Below are 21,955 nucleotides of genomic sequence, written 5' to 3'. Positions count from 1 at the left end.
ATCCACAGGTAAAATATAACGATATGTGAATAGATTCTGGATGAATTATCCATACATATCATTGTGGAAGGATGGGATACGATGAGATTGGCAGAGGCTCTTGTACTGCGTGCAGATGAGCAGAAGAAGATAGCTCAGCTCAAGCAACGTCTGGAACGCGTAGTTAAAGTTCAGGAAGGTGAACAGCCAGCAGAGGACCCACAGTTGCTTATGATTGACCTGGAGAATACGATCCGGAGCCTGACGGTATTGGTTAAGAAAATTAATAAGACCAATGCACAGACTGACTTCACAGCTGGAGTTACGCTTGCAGATGCCCTTGCAGAGCGGGATGGAATCATGCAAGAAAGAGCATCGTTTAACGAGGTTTTGCAGAATGCGTCCATTCGCCAGGATCGGTACAGTCGTTCTGAAGTGAAGTATGAGCGAACCGTGAACATAGCAGATATTCAACAAAAAGTGGATAGCCTTTCGAAATCCTACCGGGAACTGGATTTTAAAATTCAGGAGAAGAACTGGACCATAGACTTAATCGAGGAATAAAACTGCGTCGGTAACCCTATCCAAATGAAGCGAGCATAACCCACCAACGGGAAGTTGGAAACCTGGTAGACGCTGGGCCATGTCTAACCCATATCATCATTTAGCCCAATATTGTTACAAGAATGCGCAGCATGGATGTATCGTGTATCTTTCTAATTGTTACGACCATATGCAGGTCTTTGGATAGCGGTGAGGGTGGGTAAGGGGAATTGCAGTTTGAACTACATATGAAGAAGGCCACTGGGCCATGATCTCGGGCAGTAATAAATGTCGGGAGATGATGTTTGCCAGGTGGCCTTTCTGATTCTTCTATAAGAAGTTTTGAAAAAAATGTATCCACATGTGAATAACTATTCCGCAGCAATAAGCTGTGTATAACTTATGAGGTCTTCCTGTTACTCCAATTCAAGGATAAAAGAAGTTGTTGCTGCCTCTTTACCATTCACAACAATCGTTAGCGTATGTAGTCCAGCATAGTATTTTCTCGTTGTGATGATTTTGAACGATTGTTTAGTGGCTACCTTGGTTTTGCCTGTCGGGTACATTTTATCGGAGCATTTGAACCGTTTGGGGGCCTGTTTGCCGTTGGCCTTCATATAACCCATCTCATATTCAATTCGCAGCATCTGTGACTCGCCGCTCTCATTAACGACATCAAACGAAAAATGGAGATCCTCGCCAATGCTAATCGTATCCTGGACAAGCTGAAGCTGCTCAATGTGAATCGAATCCTGCTCGTTATAACCAAAAAGACTCAGTGCTTTGCTATGTCCTTTCTTCAGTAATGACCTGCTGGCATGCCGGACAATCCAGTCTGTGTGTGCATGTTGTCCGTACCAGGTCGTGGCCAGATCCATAACCAGTTCAGGGTGGTCCTTGGAGATGTCATTCAGATGATTGGCGACACTTTTGCGAACATAGAGGGACTCGTCCTGTTTCAATGCATGCAGAATCGGAAGTACAGGTGTTGGATCAGTGATAAAGTTCTGGAGTTTCGCACCCCATGGCAAACGTGGCCGGCTGCCCTCACTGGCAAGTCTGCGGATATGCTCGTTGTTGCTCTCTGCCCACGCCATCATATGTTTCATCGTTTGGATTGGATAATGTTCAATAAACGGGCGTACCGCGAACTCCGAGCTGGAATAAGGTGTGAAGAGGGTCAGATACTTCATGGATAACTCGTAATCCTCTGGGTCAAGTCCGTTCACTTCGATAAAATCCGGTACAAACAGATATTCAACGCCTCTCATCGTAGGGGCGGCTTGTTCGATAATATGTAATGCTTCCTCATAATTGTCCGGCAGTACCTGGGTCAAAGCCAGTGTGATTCTGCGAATGCGCGCTTTGAATTCCAACTGTTCCCAGCCTTCGGCGAAAACCAATTCATGAAATTGCTGTGTATCCAGCTTCGGGTAGAATTGACGCATCTGTTCGCCGGTCCGATCGATTAATGCGGGAGTGTATTTGTCTTTGATAAGTTCCATGGTCCGCCTCCTTTAGTTACTATCCAGTATACCTCAAATTACAGAAATAAGAACGTAAGTTCCTGAAATTTATTTCTATACGGATGAACGGTGTTAAGGCACCCACCTTCTGTATGGGGGTGCCTGAATTTTCTTAACCTTTGCGACTTTTGGGACGGCGCTTTGTGGAATTGGATTTGCGACGGGTTGGAGTCGTATTACGGCGACGTGGAACATTCGTTGCTTTGTTCCGACGTTTGTTTTTGCGTTTGCGGGACGGCTTATATTCTTCATAGTCTGCATCGGCCGCGCTGCTATCCGTTTTTCCTTTTCCAAAAGGCAGAATGCCCATAACGAGTTTCATCATCGGAGCCATCTGCTGGATACCACCAACGACCTTCTGCATTTTGCCAATTCCACTCATGATTCCATCAATACCACCGAAGCGGTCGATCATTCCTTTTAACTCACCGATGTTGGCTAATGAAAAGCCGGAACTGCCAGTAGCAGGCGCCGTTACCGGAGCTGGGGGAACAACCTGAGCTGCGCCTCCATAAAAGTTCCCGCCAGCCACACCCTGCCCATAGGGTACGACTGCAGAAGCTTCGACTTCACCGAAGCTCGGGTAATGGGGCTCTACTCCAGGATACATCGGTTGGAGCTGGGTTTCATTCAAAGACCGCGGAACCACACCGGGCGGCATATAGGCAGAAGTATGTGCCTGCCGATGAGCATGAGAAGTCGGACGCTGCCCTGGTGCCGGCTGGCGGTGATAATAATGCTGTGGCATGAACGATCACGTTCCTTCTATGTTGGATTTCGGAATTGCGTTCCATGAGTTGCATGACAGATGTACATCATAGACCCTTGTGGAACTCCCTTTTGTTATACTGTATGTCATTCGCGGAGAGACGGCGTAGGCGGGTATCCCGGAAAATGGGATATTTGCGGATTTGGGCGCATGTAAGATGGCAGGTTCACGAAGAGTAAAATGCAGTTTAGACACAAAATTGTCACATTTAGAAGGATTGAAATCCTACATAAGTAATCGGATATATACAGGTGAAAACTGGGAAAAAGCGCGTTAATTTAGCCCGATGTACGTGAGGGGAGGACAATAGTACCTTTTGTAAGCGGTAACATGTATTTTTATTCTGTAGTGCGTGAAATCGGTAACGCTTGAAATACCAACTCAGGGTGAGTACAATGTAGGTACACAGTAACCGCTAGGGGATGATGATGAAATGCAGCTGAAAAAGCTAAATGATAAAAGCATTGAACAACTATTCGAGGCTATTTTGACGCTAAAAGATATTGAAGAGTGTTATGTGTTCTTTGATGACCTCTGCACAGTTAACGAGATCCAATCCATGTCCCAGCGGCTGGAAGTGGCTCGTATGTTGGGTAAAGGCAATACGTATAACCAGATTGAAGCAGAGACAGGTGCGAGTACAGCTACAATTTCACGTGTGAAACGCTGCCTGAATTACGGTAATGATGGTTATAAAATGACGCTGGAACGCCTGGGACGCTAACATGAAGAAGCCGGGTGTACTCATCATCAGTCACGGTTCACAGGAGCAGACCTGGGTGGAATCCGTCGATGACGCGATCTCCCGGTTGAATCTGCCTGTTCCATTACCGGTTGAAGCCGGTTTTCTTGAACTTGTGGAAGGACGCCTGATCCAGGACGGTATCGACCGACTGGAAGCCCAAGGCGTAACCGATATTCTGGTTGTACCTCTATTTGTTTCGTCCGGGAGTACACATGTGGATGAAATTGAATATGCCATTGGTGCAAAGGAAACACCTGATCGCGAAACGGATCTGGAACCGTTCGATGTGAAGGCTCGGGTTCACTTCGGTTATCCGGTGGATAACGATCCAGATATTGCCGTGATGGTGTGGGACAAAGTCCGATTACTGTCGCAGCAACCGGAGGAAGAAACGATTCTGCTGGTTGGCCATGGGAGTATTCATGATGGTTTTCGCGAGCGTTGGGAAGCCGGAATTTCTTCCCTTGCAGAGCGTGTGCAGGAAGTTAGTGATGTAGCCCATACGGATTATGCATTGCTGAATCCGGAGAGTGTGTACGAAAAAGTGAAGTACTGGAGCGAAGAGCGGGGGAACCGAGTCATTGTGGCGCCGCTGTTTTTGAGTGCCGGTTATTTCACGAGGAACGTTATCCCGGGTCGGTTGCAAGAACTGAACTATGTGTACAGCGGTGAGACACTATTACCACATCCATTGCTTGGACAGTGGCTGGAGCGTCAGATCCAGATTTTGCTGGAGAGATGTAATGAAGTTAAAGCTTCTTCTTGAAGTGATTGCTTTGGCATAGGTGTGTAATCACATCGCTCGTAGTGATGCAGTATCAATTGATTTGAACTCCATAGCTTCATAAACAATCAAACCACGTCGAAGGACGTGGTTTTTGTTTGTTGTAGATCACTTGAGCGAGGATTCATTTATCCATTAATGGGTGCGTGCAATTGCAGATGTAGCTCCAGTAAATTTATTAATTGGTCAACGATCTCCTCGGCCGGATAAGGCATGGAGTTCATAATCCACCACTCCAGGAGGCCCACAGCAGCGGAAGCAAGAAACTGTATGGTGATCTCTTTTTTCATACCTTCCTGGATGCCACAGGCATCCATCTGTTCCTCCACTCCCTGGACCAACAATGTCATCAACTTACTACGGAACGCTGGAATACCTTTTTTAGTTAGAAGTGTGGTATAGGTAGAGGCATGCTGTTCCAGATAACTGAAGGTTCGGAGCAGCGCATCCTTGGCCGTAACGGGTGTTGTAGTAGGGCTTTCGATCATACAGGCATCCAACAACCGCTGCAAATAGGTCTCAATGCATTGATCCAACAGGTCGAACTTGTCAGCGTAATGCAAATAGATGGTTCCTCGGTTTACATTAGCCCGATCAGCAATATCGTTTATCGTAATTTGCTCGAAATCCCGTTCTTCCAGTAACCCCACAAAAGCTTCGATTATCGCCTTTCGTGTCTTGAGTACTCGTCTGTCCATGGCCCCTCCTATGATGGTTTTCAACAATAAGGAATCATTCGTTGATTATTCAACAAAAACAGATATTTTAACGATTGAAGCACAGTAGGTGCTTTGTTAATCTTATTTTATCAACAAATGTTCATAAAGCAACGAATATTGATAAAATATGAAATAGAGGGATAACCAATGAAAATATTAGTGTATGGTGCAGGTGTTTTGGGCAGTCAACTGGCACAAGTTCTGGTACGTGGCGGGAATGATGTTACTATTCTGGCTAGAGGGAAGCGGGCAGAGGAGCTGGAGAAGGATGGAATCGTCATCCGGCATATTTTTCAATTCAAAACGACAGTTGATCAGGTTCGGGTAGCCAGAACGTTGGAAGTGGATGACCAATATGATCTGATTTTTGTTGTCATGAAATATAACGATTTTCCTTCAGTGTTACCTATCCTGGCAGACAATCAGAGCAGCAATATTGTGATTGTGGGAAACAACGCAGATGCACGAAGCATGCAAAACTTTTTGGAGGAAAACAGCAGGGTAGCAAAACAGGTCGCGTTTGGATTCCATGTGAGTGCAGGGAAGCGGGAAAAGGACCGCATGTTATCGGTCGGTGGAGGCAGCGGACAAATGGTAATTGGAAGTCTGGACGGTGAAATAGGCTTTAAACCTTTGCTGGATCAAGCTTTCCAACATGTGAAATACAAGTTAAATGTTCTGAGCGATATTGATGCCTGGCTGAAAAGCCATATCATCCCCATTCTGATGCTTAATGCGGTGAGCTTTAATGAGGAGCGTGAGTTGATCAAGTTGGACGGGAACAGAAAGCAAATCCAACATATGATTGGGGCGATGGATGAAGGCTTTAGCGTTCTTGAAGCTATGGGCATAACGATTATACCGGAGATTCAGGCTAAAATGATCCGCAAGCATCAACGGATGTTGTACCTTCTGTTGAAGATCTATAGCATGCTTCCGGTTCATAAGCTGGTCGCGGGTTCGTTTGGAGAGATTGAGGCGTTAAATAATGCATTTACCGATTGGAAAAAGACAACAGGCACCCCGACTCCCCATTGGGATGTGCTGAAAAGAGATTTTACTCCCCTAAAATGAAGTGTTGCTCATTAACCCAATACCGACTACAATAAAACCAACTAATAAAATGGGGATAAGGAGATATACAGATGCGGGAAGTGCCCATGCGTTATGTGAAAGCAAATCAGGTCGGTATTGTATTATTTGTTTTACTCTCGTTTGTGTTCAATCCAATTGTAGTTCTGGGAGCGCTGTGGGTCATTCAGGTGGTTGGTCTGGCTTCCAGTGGCAAGCTTAATCTGTTTGTGCAGATTGGGAAAGCTGTGTTGACTGGTAAAGGTACAGAGACGCAGGCGGTGGAGCTGCAGCGATTCAACAATATTCTGGCCGTGCTCTTCCTGTCTCTGGCACTCATCTCGTTCTCGCTTGGCTGGGTAGCCGCAGGTTATGTATTCTCCGTCATGCTTCTCGCGGCTGCAAGCGCGGCACTGCTGGGTTATTGTGTAGGCTGCACCGTCTATTTCTGGTATAAACAGCTGCGTGCAGGCAGAAAAATCGGATTTTGAGGTTATCTGATGAGCGATACGATGACAGAATAACTTATTCTTCGAGTAAGGATAAAGACGAGTCATGTTCCGAGGAGCTTTCTTGCGGCAAGCTTTTAGCTGGACCTATATGGCGATCGGGATACGATCGCATTATAATGAAATCCCCCTCAAGTGAGCTGCCACTTGAAGGGGATTTTTTTTATCTGAACCAGGCCTTATTTAAATTGTTGGTAAAATTGTTATCGTTGAAAGGCACGTTGGCGCTACCGAAGTTTGTCGTGTTGAGTGCATTTCGTGCCGCAGAAGTCAGATCGTCCCATCCGATTAAAGGCTGAGTTCCGCCAACAGCATTAGTAACGCCAAGCTCATGGTTCAGCGGCCAGGTACTATTATAGGAAATCAACGGATGGTTACCTTGTGTATTGTTATTGCTCGGTGTAACTTTTGTAAACTGGCCGTGACCGGAATATGCGATAGAGAGGATTTTGGAATTGGGAGCTGCCGGATTATCGACCCACACGACGATTCCTTCCCAATCATGACGATGGCCGAGTCCAGAGGAAGGGGAGTCTTTGGGGAAATACCACGAATACATGATAGCCCACACCCCATTGTGCCATGCGGAGCGGGAGTAGATCTGCCCTGTGTTTGAGCTACAGTTCCCATTCGATGACCCGGACGTATTCAAGCCAGCGCTGGTATTGCCCTGTTGATCCACTGCGGGAAAAGGTACACAACCATGATAGACTTTTAGAAATGGCTGAAAACGCTTGGCTGCTTGTTGCATTACGGTGACTGGGGAGACTTCCTGAAATCCGACAACCTGATCATGATTAATTTCTGCTGCTTCAACAACGGTGACCCAAGGAATACATGCCATAAGAAAGACCAGGAGCATTAACACGATTTTTTTCATTTACAATTCTCCTTCAAGGGTATGATGTGGTGTTAAATTGAGGGTGCACTAAAACTATATTGGAAAAAGGTTTATGTTATTTATCTTTTCATCTTAAGATTTGTAAATTTGTAGCATATCTATGTCATAATCATATGTAGATCATCGAAATCGAAGACTAATTCCTGTCCAAGCGGGCAGAATGGTTGATTAATGAGACTATTTTACATAAAAGGTAGTGGGGAAGATTCAGGAGCAGTGCGTGAGGTTTATTGGGTAATAGGCAGATTAGTGGGTACGGATATGTTAAAATATACTTATGGATTACAGGCTAGGACATCTTTACATTTGATGATATGATAGGAGTTAAAGGCTTTGGAATGAGACGGAATTCCTGATGCATAGATATAGGTAAGACGAAAGATTAGAGCAACATTAACGGAAGTTCATTATTGTGTAAAAAATATGCCCTTTTGTGGACTGATGCAACGTAAGAATATGAGGTCGTTTAGACTCATGGATAATGTGGAATAGGTGGCGTATGAGATGAAAAAAGCTCGCTTAATATATAATCCGACCTCAGGCCGGGAAGAAATGAAGAAACGTCTGGCTGATATTTTGCAGCGTTTGGATCAAGGTGGTATTGAAGCTTCATGTCACGCAACAACGGGTGAAGGTGACGCAACCCGGGAAGCTGAACTGGCAATTGAACGCGGATATGACATGATTATTGCTGCTGGTGGCGATGGCACGTTGTATGAAGTGATTAACGGTATGGCTGAGCGGGAGAACCGTCCTCCGCTGGGTGTGTTTCCTTTGGGAACAACGAATGATTTTGCACGTGCACTCGGCATTCCGAGACAGTGGGAAGATTACGTGGATCTGGTCATTAACCAGCAACTTCGTCCGCTCGATCTGGGCAAAGCGAATGATAAATATTTTATCAACATCGCTGGTGGCGGATCACTGACTGAACTGACCTATGAAGTACCGAGTCGTCTGAAAACGATGATTGGGCAACTGGCCTATTACATGAAGGGTATTGAGAAAATGGCGAGCCTGTCTCCTCAGGAGCTGATTATTCGCGCCGACGGTCAGGAAGAGATCCATGATGAATTCATGTTATTCCTCATCGCCAATACCAATTCGGTCGGGGGATTTGAGAAGTTGGCTCCAGGTGCAACCATCGATGATGGTCTGTTCGATGTGATCGGTGTCCGCAAATGTAATCTGGCCGATATGATTCGCCTCGTAACGCTCGCGCTGCGTGGGGAGCATCTGAACGACAAGAAAGTGGTTCATTTCCAGACGAGTCATATGGAAGTTACGTCCCCGGGATATGTACAATTGAACCTCGATGGAGAGTTGGGCGGTACATTGCCAGCTACCTTTACGAATTTGCGTCATCATCTGATGTTGTATCGTTAAACTTGGCACTTGGCGGAGAATGTGGTCGCTTGCGGAAAGCGTTAATGCCGCAGTGGTTGTTGTATAGCATCGCACAAGTGGTGAGGAGAGTTGGATTCAGCTCTGCCGTAAGGCGAGATGGAAGTGTATTTTCCAGTTGCTGTGTACGGTGGGATCGCGTATAATCTCATGTGGTCACCATACGTTGAGCGGATACAGGGCACATTGTGGTGATTGAGTGAACATGAACAGTGAAAGTTAAGAGTGCTGGTCTAGTTCGACGTACTGCAATGTGATACACCGTGCTGAATGTAGCGTTTGGTTGATTGCCCGGGTGGCGGCTAACGAACTCAGAAAGCCTTAATGTGGCGAAATCGCCGGATCTGCGAATTTAACGAATCTCAGCGTCGTTATTTTGGAGAAAATGACCGAAAAAGGTCGGGAAACAACATCCGAACTTGATATAACGTTTCTGAAGTTCATTAGAAATTCGGAACGTTATTTTTTGATGTGATACCATATAAGAAGAAAGAAGTGAATGTACGTTGTCTAATACGAACCGCAGCGGTCGTGGAAAAAACCGCCGGAATTCGGCTGCCTCTCAGGGGCAAGGGAACGCTTCAGCGTCCCGTCAGCCAAGTCAATCATCTCGTCCATCTACACGTCAGCAGGGAAAAGAGGTGCGGCCACAAGGCGCATCTCTTTCTGCCGTTCGTCCAAAGGGGAGAGCGCGTGAATCTGCACCAATCGAAGGACTGCCCGTTAGCAAAAATGAAGAGACCGTCATCGACATCATTGGTATGAACCATGACGGTGAGGGTGTAGGTCGTGCGAATGGATACACGCTCTTTGTGCAAGGTGCGCTTCCAGGTGAAACCGTCCGTGTGCGCGTAATGAAAACCAAGAAGCAGTACGGCTACGCCAAACTGCTGGAAATCGTGAAAGCAAGCCCGGATCGTGTGTCCGCGCCTTGCCCGATCTACGATCAGTGCGGCGGATGCCAGATCCAGCATATGAGCTATGCCGGACAGCTTGAGTGGAAGCGCCAGTTGGTCGTAGATAATTTGCAACGGATTGGCAAATTGAACGTGATGGTGGAGGATGCGGAGACGTTGGCATCCAACGCGCAAGATGACGCCTCAGTTGATGAGGCGAAGTTGGCGGAACGGTTGGAACATGATGCGAATCAGACAACTGAACCTGGACAAGCATCTTCTGAAGCACAGATGATTGGAAGTAATCGTATTCGTTTTCGTCTCGAAGGTGTCATGAACGAAGAAGATACGGAGCAGGGCATTCGTGTACTGCCTACTATGGGTATGGACGAGCCATGGCGCTATCGGAACAAGGCACAGGTGCCCATTGGTGTGACCGAGGGTGGTCTGGTAGGTGGTTTTTACGCCAAAGGAAGTCACCGGATCATCGATATGGAGAGCTGTCTCATTCAGCATGAGCACAATGACGAAGTGGTCGCAAAGGTTAAAGAGATCGGTAGTCATTTTGGAATTAGCGCCTATAACGAAGAGACAGGTCGTGGCTTGCTGCGTCACGTGGTAGTGAAGAAGGCGTTCCGTACAGGCGAGATGATGCTTGTTCTGGTCACCAATGGTCGAGATATTCCGTACAAAGACGAATGGATTGGCAGTATCCGTGAAGCGATTCCGCATGTAGCGAGTATCTGCCAGAACGTGAACAGGAAACAGACCAACGTTATCTTTGGCGATGAGACCCGCGTCCTGTGGGGCCGTGATGTAATCTATGATTATATCGGTGATGTACAGTTTGCGATCTCTGCCCGTTCGTTCTATCAGGTAAATCCGGTGCAGACGGAAGTACTTTATGGGAAAACGGTAGAGTACGCAGGACTGAGCGGCAAAGAGACAGTAATTGATGCCTATTGCGGCATCGGTACGATTTCTCTTTTCCTCGCGCAACATGCGGATCAGGTGTACGGGGTAGAGATCGTGCCCGAAGCGATTGAGGATGCGCGTAGCAATGCTCTATTGAACGAGATGCGCAACGTCAAGTTCGAAGTTGGTGCATCCGAGGATGTTATTCCACGTTGGAAAGAACAAGGCATCGAAGCCGATGTGATCGTTGTCGATCCACCGCGGAAGGGCTGCGATCCACGTTTGCTGGATACCATCCTGGAGATGAAGCCGGAACGCGTGGTTTACGTGAGTTGTAATCCGAGTACGCTGGCACGTGATCTTCGTGTGTTGGAAGATGGCGGCTATCGCACGGTGGAGGTCACGCCGGTGGATATGTTCCCGCATACGGTGCATGTGGAGTGCTGTGCGTTGTTGGTTAGGGAGTAGTGTTTTGGAGCCACATTTACCTATATCTAAAATGCAGACAGCCCAAACTCTCTTGAGATTGGGCTGGATTTGTAGATAACGAAATTAATTTAATGAGCATAGAGTGTTTGATCATGCTTCAGTCAATTAGGAATATTAAAGGTATGAAATATTTTGAGGTGCTATTATAATTTCACTACAAATTGTGGATCAGTAAGTAGATCTATGCTATAGTGCATGGGCAACTGCAAATTTAGTGGTTTCTATTAAGATATCTGCGTAAGGTACATAGAACTAAAAAGACTACAATAATATGAGGTTTCATCAATATTAAGGGTGGTCTTGTTAAAAATAGAAAAGATTTCTGGAATTAATGTTGGAAATGGACTACCAAATGATATACTAAATTTAGTCAGATATGTTAATTGGATTTTGTCTTGCAGAATGCTTTGATATTATTACTCAGGAGGAGATCGAATGAAAAGTGAAAAAACAGACTTTTTTATTAGCTATACCAGTACAGATGAACGTTGGGCGACTTGGGTTGCAGAGAAGTTAGAAAATGAGGGATATACTACTCTAGTTCAAGCATGGGATTTTACTCCAGGTACTAATTTCATTCAATCTATGCATACAGCTACAATAAATTGTAAGAGAACAATTGCTATATTGTCAGAAAAATATTATGAATCTCTTTATACCCAGTCAGAGTGGCAAGCAGCTTTTGCAGAAGATCCTACCAGCGAAAAGTCAAAGTTAATTCCAGTTAGAATAAGTGATCATAAACCGAAAGGCTTGCTTAAACAAATAGTTTATATAGATTTATTTGGTCTGGAAGAGGAAATTGCCAAAACTAAACTAATAAATGGAGTTGATTTATCAAAAAGAGCTAGAAATTCACAGGGGTTTCCAGGTACAAAAAAAAAATATAATAGCGGGGAATTACCTATAAATAATATAAAATTAAGGCGGAATAAGCATTTTACTGGGAGATCAATTATCCTTAATCAAATTAACTCTGAATTTACTAAGAATAATAATTCTAGTGTTTCTCAAATACTAACTGGTACAGGAGGGGTAGGAAAAACTCAATTAGCGCTAGAGTATGCTTATAATAGTGGTTTTGAGTATGATGTTGTCTGGTGGATAGAAGCGGAAGATTCTAAGAGAATTATTGATGGATATAGGGAATTTGCATATAAAATGGGATTGATCGAAAGTAATATTGAAGATTCTGAGATAATATTATCTTCAATAAACAGTTGGACAAGTCAAAATAGTAGATGGTTATTTATTTTTGATAATGCAGAGACTCTAGAACAAACTTATGATTATCTACCAATAAATCCGCAAGGACACATAATAATTACATCAAGGCATACGAATTGGAATAAATTTGGTGAGGTTCTGGAGATTGATGTATTTAGTGAAGTAGAAGCTTCTATTTTTATGAGAAACAGAACTAATTTGCAAGATGAATCTGGATTGGATACTTTGCTCGCAGTATTAGGACATCTTCCTTTAGCTTTGGAACAAGCTTCTGCATATATAATAAATAACAGTATTTCTTATGATAAATACAAGGATTTATTTGATGAATTCAGAATTGAAATTTTGAAAAAGTATCCACCATTAAAGTATAATTATTCAGTTGCAACTACATGGTTTATTTCATTAGATAAAATACATGATGAAAGTTCTAGACAGTTATTAGATATCCTAGCGTTTTTATATGCTGATAGCGTTGATATCCAGTTTTTCACCACTTTAGCAGAGCATCTGGAAGCCCCTTTATCTGAAAAAGTGAATAATGTTTTAGAGTTAAATGATATAATATGTGAATTGAAAGAATACTCGCTTATAAAGTATTCATCGGACAAAATAAGTATTCATCGATTATTACAAGAAGTTATTCAGATGACTATCGATTCTCAAAAATACATAAGATTTTTAGTTGAACTAGTTCATGATCATTTAGACTACGAACTTGAAAACAAAAACAGTTGGATGATATATAAGAAAATGGTTGATCAAATTCTTTCAATAGCTAACCATGGAAATCGTTACAAAGTTGAAACAGGAAAAGTATCTCTTTTATATCATCAACTTGGTTCATTTTTTAATTTTGTACTTGAAGATTTTAAAAAGGCAGAGAGCATGTATATGGAAGCTCTGAAAATTAGAGAAGAAGTATTTGGAATACATTCGGAGGCAACTCTAATAACAAAAAATAATTTAGCTGGATTATATAAAGATCAAGGTAGATATACAGAAGCTGAAGAACTATATTCAAGTTCGATACCAGTTTGCGAAGCAGTTTACGGTGCTAATAGTATACTGTTACTAACTATGAAGGATAATTTGGCACAGGTATATCAAGCATCAGGTAATTATAGAGAGGCAAGAAGATTGCTTAATGAAGTGATTGTTGTAAAAACAAGTGTTTATGGAAGTGAAAGTCCGTTTTTAGCGACATCTATGGGAAATCTCGCTGTGTTGTTGACTAAAGTATGCGAATTTGAAAAAGCTGAAAGTTTATTGGTTAAATCATTAAGAATCAAAAGTAACACTACGGGAATGCACAATGAAGATATCGCTAGTATTCTTGATGCTTTAGCGAATGTATATACAAAGCTAGGTAAGTACAATTTGGCTGAAACATGTTTTAAAGATTCATTGCATATAAGAAGAAATATCTATAGTTCAGAACATTCGGATATAGCTATTTCTCTTCATAATTTAGCTACTTTTTACATGGAAAATCATCTCTTTGATGAGGCAGAACCTTTATTATATGAATCGTTAGATATTTCAGAAAGAATTGTTTCTATTGAACCTCGTGAGCTTGCTACAACTTATGACAATTTAGGTGTGGTTTTAATGTGGAAAGGAAATTATGAAACTGCCAGAGAAATGCTGGAGAATTCAATGAATCTAAGAAAACAGCACTTGGATGAGGGGCATTATGATTTGTCAATGTCCTACTGCAATTTAGGGAATTTGCACATGAGCCTAGAGCAGTATGATTTGGCAGAATTATTTTTTAAAGATGCGCTTAAGATTAGAGAGAGAATCCTTGGCACTAATAACCCAAAAACAATTGATTTGGTAAATAATCTTGGTATTTTATATAATTCAAAAAGGGAGTTTGATAAGGCGGAGCCGTTATTAATTCAAGCTTTGGACTCTACAAAGCATTTTTTTGGAGATGAACATAAGGATACTATTGAATCTTACTATTCACTTGCCGTATTTTATTTGCAGACAAAGAGAGTAGGGGAAGGAATTGAACTATTTTCTAAGGCAATTACGTTAAGTAGAAAAGTACTTGGTGAAGAACATGAAACAACTATTATGATAGATGATTATTTTCGTAGTAGTGTTTTACCGTATTTGAAAATAACGTTCTAATCCTAAATACCCGAGTGCCTAAACCATATGTGTTCGCTCACTTGCAGTTCGACCTCTGCTTTGTTTGCTGCCTTATTCAAGTATATTTTCTCGGTCTTTAAGTGTGAGAAAAAGGACTCGATACAGGCATTGTCTAGGCGAATTTCAAACCTGGAGTGACTCCTTAACATGCTGAGTTGTTTCAGTTTACGATTAAAGGTCTTCGAGGTATATTGGAATCCTTGATCCGAGTACAGGATTACGCCACGGACGCCACGTGCTGATGGAGTCTATCTAGCGTTTCATGAACCAAAGCGAAATCATTTCGTTCAGAAAGATGCCACAAAACAATTTCGTTATTGTATAAATCCTGAATGACAGAGAGATACACAAAGTGTTCTCCAGCACGAATATAGGTAATGTCGGTGACCAGCTTCGTCCGTGGTGTATCCGCCTGAAACTGTCGCTCAAGCCGGTTGGGGTTCACCACAGAAGCTTGTTTTCCAAAGAATCGAAGTTTCTTTCGGATCACAGAACAGATCCCTAGTTGCTTCATTAAACGGTACACCTTTTTGTGGTTGACTCTAAGGCCTTCCCTCCGTAAAGCGACCGTCATTCGAAGATAGCCAAAGTAAGGATGCACGCGATGGATGGCAAACCAATGCGATTTTAGTTCATGTTCCTTGTGTCTACGCTCTTTTGCCGCTGATCTGCTTTTTCTCCACTTTTAATAACCCGAGCGGGAAACCGCAGCTAACTTCAAGAGCCAAACCAGACCATGGGGTGCTCGCAGATCCTCAATGATTTGAAATCGGGCAGCTTTACTCGTCACTCCTTGTGTAGATTTGGATACTGCCTTTTTTAATATTCGATCTCCGCCCGCAAGCCATCTCTTCTTCCATACTGGAAAATTTGGTTTTAGGGCGTCCGCGTTTGGATGTAGCAGGTTCTGGACCCAATTCCTGTTTCGCTTTTGCTGCCCATACTTGTACCTGAGATTTATTTTGAATATCTAAACGTGTCGCTACTTCACGTATACTGATGTGTTCCTCGTTAATCAGCCGGGCTGCCTCCAATTTCAATTCTAAGGCGTACCGCCAGAAAGTTTGTCCTTTTTTAGCCATAAAAAAATCCCATTCGTTTGGCAAGAGTAAGTCCATCTTAACAGATTTCTTTTTTCTCTTGTCTACTAAAAGGGGATAATACCACACCTCTAGAGGCGGTTTTTTATTACACACTGAATGGCTTAGGAGGGATTAGTGATTGACATCCTTCGAAGATGAACGAGTGTTGATTTAATTGTAAGTAAAAACAATGCAGCTTTATTGAGCAGCTAATTTCAGCTGCTACTTATTTTTTTGTGTTTAATGTGGAAAATACCTGATTTAATGAGGTTAAAAGGTATATTAAATAAAAGCTGCTTAAAATAATTGTTGATATGAATTATAATAATTAGTTATTATTGAGGCATATGAAATAAAAAAAGCGATTGTGAGGAGTGTGGAAAAAATGGCAGCAGTCAGAGTTAATAAGGAATTGGCAAAATACGTTGATTTTGATCCTACAAAAGAATCGATTACTAGATCCTTAAGAGAAATATGTAGTGACATTGAAAAAGGGGCGATCGTCCTACCGATTTTTCAAACTTATATTCGATGGCAACTAGAAAAGTCAATTGCACTCTTGAATTTCCAACTTAGAGGGTTTGCAGCTGTATCTCCTATATCGATTAACCGGATCCGCCAAAAGGGTAATGTGGGCATTCAAATTTCATTTATCGATAGAATGGAATTGAATCCTGAAAGTATTCTTAACAAAGATTCTGTTATCGATGGTCAACAAAGATTAACATGTAACTTCAAGGCATACATTGATCACCCGGACTTTAATAATGTTTATTTTGATATATCTGTCGGTAAGTTTTTGCTTAATTTCGAGGCACCAAAAGATAGTCAAGTACCAGTTGGTGTGTTGTATAATAAGGACCCTCAAATACTTGAGCGTTTTATTAGTGAAAGACCTCTACTTCATCCGTTTAACATCAGTAATATGTTAAACAAGGTTCGGAATAAGTTTATGGGTTATTATTACGTAATAAATATTGCGTACGATTTGACTGAGGAGCAGCAACTTGAGTGGTTTGAGGTTCTTAACTTAGCGGGAACAAAAGTAACTGGTGTTCAAGTGGAACTTACGGAAATGTTAGTAAAGGGAGTGGACTTCTACTCGGAATACACTGACAAATTCTTGGAGCGTTTACGTGAGGCAGATATGTCTGAATTGCTTGTGCAAAAGTCAACTGAAATCTCAATTCCCTTGGCAATGCTTAACCCGGCAATTGAAGTGTTTAGAGGTGACGAATCACACAAACTGAATTTCTGTCCATTCCCTTCCGACGTAAAAGCATCCTTGGTTAGCAAATTTGATGCGAAAGATATTAGGGAAATTTTCAATATCGCGTTGGATGCTCTTGATAAGGCGATCGCATTTATTGAAGATAATCTTAATATTCCTGAACGTATCGACTACGTCACGTATTTAGCCGGGGCATTTATATATATCGGTGAGCGCAAGGATTTTGATAGGGAGCATCTAATCAAGTGGTATGATAATGTGAATTTCTTGGATAAGAGCAATACGGAGAGAAGAGAGTTTTTTGAAGATCTAATTACCCCGTACTTCAAACAGACAGAATCCGTGTAATTAAATTGATCAGTACAATGGAAGAACCCTTCCGTTTCCATTCGGAAGGGTTCTTCTTGCGAATACTACCACATCAAAGATTGTCCATTTTGCGCAAACCACACATGTTGAGTGCTGTGCGTTGCTTAAAATGGAAGGGGCAGGATTAATTCCTACGCCGCTCGTTGTTCCAACTTCCTTATGGATTGAGGACGGGAAATATGTAATGTATGGCTTTGATTGAACCGTCTCTAATAACTTCAATTTTTTGAATAAGTCTTTGAAGTGCCTGCTTAAAGATTTGTTGACCTTCAATTTGAAGTTCGGTGAAGCGGGATAATTGCTTTATATAGGCACGGAGTTGTTCTTCCGTGTCTTTTTTTGTACCTGTAATAATGAAGTAATTACTGATTTTGTACACACCCTAAACCTAATACAGATAGAGGTGAAATTTCTTGAACTATAGGGGCATAGATCTCATCAAGTAGAAGCTTCTTATCATCACGCTTGTAGCCAAATGTGGGTAGAGAAGCCTTGTAGGGCGGTTCGTGAAAATATCATCTTCATGTGGCTCGCCGCTGGCCAACAGCCAGACTTTCGTACCAGTAACCTCTTTCCGAACGGATGAAAGAGGTTACTGGAAACCGTGTTTACCCATGTGCTAGAGTTATAACTGATTTCGATTGGACGTCAAAGCGAGGCAAACTTCATTAACTCAGCTTTGGACGCTGATACACGTGATTCTGTATCGTGTTCATGAGCGATTCCAGTTTGAAGTCGAGCCGTTCTCCTTATCAATATCTCCGCTCGTCTGTTTCCTCGTAAGCTTAACAGTCCCTAGACAAAACACTTCGACATTGTGGTTATGAAGCATTCTGACAATGTTTATTGTATTGGGCGTATTCTTTATGACTGGAATGGTTGCGTTAACTATATTTTCCCTTTACCATACACATTTTGAAACAATCACAAATGAGAGAAACAACCAGATGACGAATGGAATTCCAGAGGGCATCAATGGGCTTTTTCAAAACTGTTGACAATTGGCATATATGTAATTATATTAAATATATCGGGCGCTTGGTGCTGTAAATCTACTAGTGTAAACGCTACCAAGAAAAACTTTACGCAGTATAGTTTGATCCCGTCGAGGAAGAAAATGGAGAGTTGATTGGGGGCTTACTCCCAGTTGTATATACACTCTGTCCATTTACGAGTGACATTCATCGTAGTTTTGTAGAGCATTTTCAGCAACGCTTCATTGCTTGGGAAAATGCTTTTTTCTTTAGGCTTTGCGATGTTGACGAGGGAACCCTCAAGTATTTCCGTCGTTGTACTCTTCGCGTCAAGCTTTTTATGACATGAACCATGTCATATTCCACCTCCAGCATGAATTGCAGCATCTCTGCAAACAACTCTTTCAGTGCAAATTCACCTTTTCCATCGTTATGAACTTATTCTTCTTCAAATCACTTTCACTTGCTCATCACGTATACTATCCTCTTTAATCAGCCTTTCTAAAGATTATCTAACGGGGGAATATGATGTCTAAATCAATAGAATCTATCTTGAGAGATGAAATTTTTGCTGAGCTGGACATCGAGTATCCGGAAGGCCACGATACCCGTTTGTTGGACCAAGGGATCGATTCAGTAGGCTTCATCAAGCTTATTGTTCTAATGGAATCGAAGTTTAACATCTCGATCCCTGATGAAGATCTGTTATTTGAGAAGTTCTCCACGGCTGGATTAATCCTTAATTATTTGACTGTGAAAACGCTATGATGACTATCATTCAGCGTCTATTTCTGGAGGCCTCTGATCGCCAAGATCATATTATCCTTGAAGATCTAAAGCAGCAATGGACTTACGCAGAGGTGATGACAGAAGCTTACTTGATTGCTCTATATATCCACAAGAATTTTGAGCTTGAGTCCGGAAGCCATCTTGCATTATACACAAATAATGAGCCCTTGTTCATTTTTGCTGCGCTGGGCATTCAATTCTGCGGTTATGTGTTAGTACCGGTTCCTTATTCGGCGTCCAATACTGAAATTGAAAATATTTTAAATGCCAGTGACGCCAAATTGGTTATCAGCAAATCTGCACAGCCAGCGCATTTAAATTCCGACATTCCTTGGGTTACCGCTCAGGATTTATCGCAAGAACCAATGCCTTCGTTCGAATCGATCTCGTTAACCAATCAGTCCGATCCCAATCAATGTGCGATTCTCCTTCCTACATCGGGCACAACCGGAAAATCTAAAATCGTTATGTTATCCCATTGGAATGTATTAACGAATGCGTTGGCACATGGCGGAAAGGTGGGGTATACAGAACAAGATTCGTTTCTTGTAACGATGCCCGTTCATTTCAGTTCTACGATTGTCACGCAATTTATTTCTTGTATGTTATATGGAACCCGAATTAAACTTATCAGCTTGCCCTTGCTGCCGCGCACAGCGTTTAAACTGTTTCAGAATAAGGCGGTCACGGGATTCTCAGCGGTGCCTACGCAATTGATGCACTTTTTTTCCGATTTCCATCAGACAAAAAACTGGAGTACCTTTGATTCCATTGAATTTATTGTAATTAGCGGTGCGGCGATTCCCGCGAAATTAGTAGACCATCTTCAGACTGTATTTCCTCACGCGGACATTATTCAAACCTATGGATTGACCGAAGCTTCTCCGCGGGTGACCATGATGGAACGGGGAGAGCGCTACTTATCCTGTGGATCACCCATAAATGACGTTTCTATTCGTCTTGTTGACGAAGAAGAGAATGAGGTTGAAGGAGCGGCTATCGGAGAAATTTGGGTCAAGGGCCCGAATGTGATGCTCGGTTATTACAAAAACCCGGAGTTAACGAACGCTACCATTGTTGAGGGTTGGTTAAAGACAGGAGATTTGGGATATTGGAATGAATCAGGGTGTCTTATACTCACAGGCCGAAAGAAGAATATCATTATATCCGGCGGTATCAATATCTATCCGGAAGAAATCGAGGAATTTTTGTACGGCTTGAAAGAAGTGGAGGAGGTCATGGTTGTTGGTGTACACGATGATCTGTTAGGCGAAGTGCCTATCGCATTTCTGAAAGTTTTTAATGAATGCCTGATTGATATAGATGCACTGACACGACATTGCAACTTGCATTTATCATCGTATAAAGTGCCTAGACAATGGAGGATTATCGATAACATTCCAAAAACAAAAACAGGAAAACTGGACAGGGCAAGTACGAAGCGCTTATTGCTAAATGAGATATACTGATTCGGCATCCTTAAGCCATTTAACCAAATAACGAGGGGTGAACGAAAGGTTGAAGAATTCAACTCAAACATTGGGAAGAGAAATACTGCCGGTCAGTTATCCGATGATTACAACCTATACGCAACATGCTCATCTCTTGTCCATACTTACCCATTACGAGTGCGCACATCCATGGATATTTAGCAATTATATTCAATTATTTATTAACAAAGATTATAAACATCATTGGGGAGATTTTTATTTTCCTGTGACTTATGAGCTGCGGCCTTCGGATGCGTGCAAATGGATTACTACACAAAAGATACATAGAGATACTGTAACAACTAAATGGGACTCTGTTATTCATTTTATTATAGAAAATATTAATGCTAATAACTATGTCCACACCATGATCAATTATTTCTACGTGCCCCTAAGCGATCGCTACAATAAACTTCAATTGCATCATGACATATTTGTTTACGGTTATGATTTGGATAGAAAGATATTGTATGTTTCCGATTTCTTTAAGAACGGCGTGTATAGTCAGGCTGAGATATCATTTACTGATTTCAATCTTGCGTTCGACACGAATCATCTAACAACGAATCATGATTATCTTAGAGAGATGGTTTATCTGTATAGATTCAATGATCAAAATCAGGATAAATTCAGTGCAGATACCCTAGTGAATTCGATAAGAAATTATTTCACTAACAAAACGCCGGAGTATTGGGAGATGTTTAACTACGGGGGCGACAGGGATAATCTTGACTTCGGCATGCAAATATACACAACTCTATATAATTATGTGAAAGAGACATCGGAACATAAGGCTATGCTTGATATAAGACCCTTTCATTTACTTTATGATCATAAGAAGATAATGACGCTAAGATTCAAGTACTTGTACGATAATCAGCATTTAATTAAATTAAATCAAGAGCATATAGATGAATTCACAGCTATTGAACTTAAAGCAAAAATCCTTGTGAATCTAGCGATTAAATATAATTTGACAAAGGATACGAGTATTTCCGAAAGTTTACAAACGCTGATTACGAATATAGAAAATGAAGAATCCATATTCCTTGAACGATGGCTGAAGAAGGTAGTTATTCAGTAATGTTGAGGGAGCAGATGATGTCAGTTGTGGATATCTCTTCTTGCACCCGAATAGAAGCTTTAGCGCGAAGCCCGTGGTGATCCGGGCATATTTATGGAAGGAGTGATGCCGGGATTATAATCGTTGGGAGACAGCGTGTTGAGTAAGCCAAACCGTTGCTCTTGTATTAAAACAAACGTTTGCTGACAGCCTATTGCCTTCTTGTCTTTCAACGATCCGCATTGCTTCAAGCGCTTTTTCCGGCACAACCACAACGGATCCACTCACCTCAAGAATCTCTCCTAGTATTTAACCCA

The 21,955-nt window shown here is 42.2% G+C and carries 18 protein-coding genes; 12 read left to right on the top strand and 6 right to left on the bottom strand.

Going from position 1 to position 21,955, the window contains the following annotated elements:
• The first annotated feature begins 81 nt into the window (after positions 1–81).
• Entirely contained in the window at positions 82–543 is a 462-nt protein-coding gene (locus C161_RS04115; RefSeq protein ID WP_036668384.1) for a DIP1984 family protein, read from the top strand.
• A gap of 395 nt (positions 544–938) precedes the next feature.
• Here the strand turns inward: C161_RS04115 and C161_RS04110 are convergent, their stop codons facing one another.
• Together C161_RS04110 and C161_RS04105 are read right to left on the bottom strand one after the other, a co-directional pair.
• Positions 939–2,027: a DNA alkylation repair protein gene (locus tag C161_RS04110; RefSeq protein WP_036668383.1), complete on the bottom strand. Its 1,089-nt coding sequence runs from the start codon at positions 2,025–2,027 to the stop codon at positions 939–941.
• A gap of 133 nt (positions 2,028–2,160) precedes the next feature.
• Positions 2,161–2,796, bottom strand: a complete 636-nt coding sequence (locus C161_RS04105; RefSeq protein ID WP_051449573.1) for a hypothetical protein — start codon at positions 2,794–2,796, stop codon at positions 2,161–2,163.
• 454 nt (positions 2,797–3,250) lie between these two features.
• Here C161_RS04105 and C161_RS04100 point away from each other — a divergent pair, with 454 nt between their 5' ends.
• Positions 3,251–3,541, top strand: coding sequence for a YerC/YecD family TrpR-related protein (locus C161_RS04100; RefSeq protein WP_017690665.1), 291 nt, complete (start codon positions 3,251–3,253; stop codon positions 3,539–3,541).
• Position 3,542: 1 nt separating this feature from the next.
• Positions 3,543–4,328, top strand: a complete 786-nt coding sequence (locus C161_RS04095) for a sirohydrochlorin chelatase (RefSeq protein WP_036668382.1) — start codon at positions 3,543–3,545, stop codon at positions 4,326–4,328.
• 146 nt (positions 4,329–4,474) lie between these two features.
• Here C161_RS04095 and C161_RS04090 read toward each other — a convergent pair whose 3' ends face one another.
• Complete coding sequence (locus tag C161_RS04090; RefSeq protein ID WP_036668381.1) at positions 4,475–5,044, bottom strand: TetR/AcrR family transcriptional regulator; 570 nt, start codon at positions 5,042–5,044, stop codon at positions 4,475–4,477.
• A gap of 168 nt (positions 5,045–5,212) precedes the next feature.
• Here C161_RS04090 and C161_RS04085 point away from each other — a divergent pair, with 168 nt between their 5' ends.
• Both C161_RS04085 and C161_RS04080 read left to right on the top strand, forming a co-directional pair.
• The gene (locus C161_RS04085) at positions 5,213–6,139 is read left to right on the top strand and encodes a ketopantoate reductase family protein (RefSeq protein WP_036668378.1); all 927 of its coding nucleotides are present in this window, start codon (positions 5,213–5,215) and stop codon (positions 6,137–6,139) included.
• 71 nt (positions 6,140–6,210) lie between these two features.
• Positions 6,211–6,627 carry a DUF4395 domain-containing protein gene (locus tag C161_RS04080; RefSeq protein WP_017690661.1) on the top strand — a complete coding sequence of 139 codons (417 nt, stop codon included), beginning with the start codon at positions 6,211–6,213 and terminating at the stop codon, positions 6,625–6,627.
• 181 nt (positions 6,628–6,808) lie between these two features.
• Here C161_RS04080 and C161_RS04075 read toward each other — a convergent pair whose 3' ends face one another.
• Positions 6,809–7,525 (bottom strand): NPP1 family protein, encoded by a 717-nt coding sequence (locus tag C161_RS04075; protein WP_036668377.1) that lies wholly within the window; start codon positions 7,523–7,525, stop codon positions 6,809–6,811.
• Positions 7,526–8,050: 525 nt separating this feature from the next.
• Here C161_RS04075 and C161_RS04070 point away from each other — a divergent pair.
• The 3 genes from C161_RS04070 to C161_RS04060 all read left to right on the top strand — a co-directional run bounded on the left by C161_RS04070 (position 8,051) and on the right by C161_RS04060 (position 14,619).
• Positions 8,051–8,932, top strand: a complete 882-nt coding sequence (locus C161_RS04070; protein ID WP_017690659.1) for a diacylglycerol kinase — start codon at positions 8,051–8,053, stop codon at positions 8,930–8,932.
• A 524-nt stretch (positions 8,933–9,456) separates the two neighbouring features.
• The gene (gene rlmD, locus C161_RS04065) at positions 9,457–11,229 is read left to right on the top strand and encodes a 23S rRNA (uracil(1939)-C(5))-methyltransferase RlmD (protein WP_036668376.1); all 1,773 of its coding nucleotides are present in this window, start codon (positions 9,457–9,459) and stop codon (positions 11,227–11,229) included.
• 456 nt (positions 11,230–11,685) lie between these two features.
• A complete protein-coding gene (locus C161_RS04060) occupies positions 11,686–14,619 on the top strand; it encodes a toll/interleukin-1 receptor domain-containing protein (protein WP_036668375.1) in 2,934 nt (977 codons plus the stop codon).
• 238 nt (positions 14,620–14,857) lie between these two features.
• Here C161_RS04060 and C161_RS33475 read toward each other — a convergent pair whose 3' ends face one another.
• Entirely contained in the window at positions 14,858–15,154 is a 297-nt protein-coding gene (locus C161_RS33475) for a DDE-type integrase/transposase/recombinase (protein WP_442789423.1), read from the bottom strand.
• A gap of 265 nt (positions 15,155–15,419) precedes the next feature.
• A complete protein-coding gene (locus tag C161_RS33470) occupies positions 15,420–15,722 on the bottom strand; it encodes a transposase (protein ID WP_442789422.1) in 303 nt (100 codons plus the stop codon).
• Positions 15,723–16,107: 385 nt separating this feature from the next.
• On the opposite strand from C161_RS33470, the gene C161_RS31365 reads away from it, so the two are divergent.
• The 4 genes from C161_RS31365 to C161_RS04025 all read left to right on the top strand — a co-directional run bounded on the left by C161_RS31365 (position 16,108) and on the right by C161_RS04025 (position 21,659).
• Positions 16,108–17,301 carry a hypothetical protein gene (locus C161_RS31365; RefSeq protein ID WP_051449572.1) on the top strand — a complete coding sequence of 398 codons (1,194 nt, stop codon included), beginning with the start codon at positions 16,108–16,110 and terminating at the stop codon, positions 17,299–17,301.
• 1,547 nt (positions 17,302–18,848) lie between these two features.
• A complete protein-coding gene (locus tag C161_RS04035; RefSeq protein WP_164783195.1) occupies positions 18,849–19,064 on the top strand; it encodes a phosphopantetheine-binding protein in 216 nt (71 codons plus the stop codon).
• A complete protein-coding gene (locus C161_RS04030; RefSeq protein ID WP_084650030.1) occupies positions 19,061–20,554 on the top strand; it encodes a class I adenylate-forming enzyme family protein in 1,494 nt (497 codons plus the stop codon). The genes C161_RS04035 and C161_RS04030 overlap by 4 nt, the downstream gene beginning before the upstream one ends.
• 49 nt (positions 20,555–20,603) lie before the next feature.
• Positions 20,604–21,659, top strand: coding sequence for a hypothetical protein (locus tag C161_RS04025; RefSeq protein ID WP_036668371.1), 1,056 nt, complete (start codon positions 20,604–20,606; stop codon positions 21,657–21,659).
• Positions 21,660–21,955: the final 296 nt, after the last annotated feature.

Source organism: Paenibacillus sp. FSL R5-192, from assembly GCF_000517845.1.
In the GTDB taxonomy this organism is placed as follows: Bacteria; Bacillota; Bacilli; order Paenibacillales; family Paenibacillaceae; genus Paenibacillus; species Paenibacillus amylolyticus.
The sequence above is the reverse complement of the archived record's forward strand: the minus strand, read 5'-3'. Positions and strand labels throughout refer to the sequence as shown.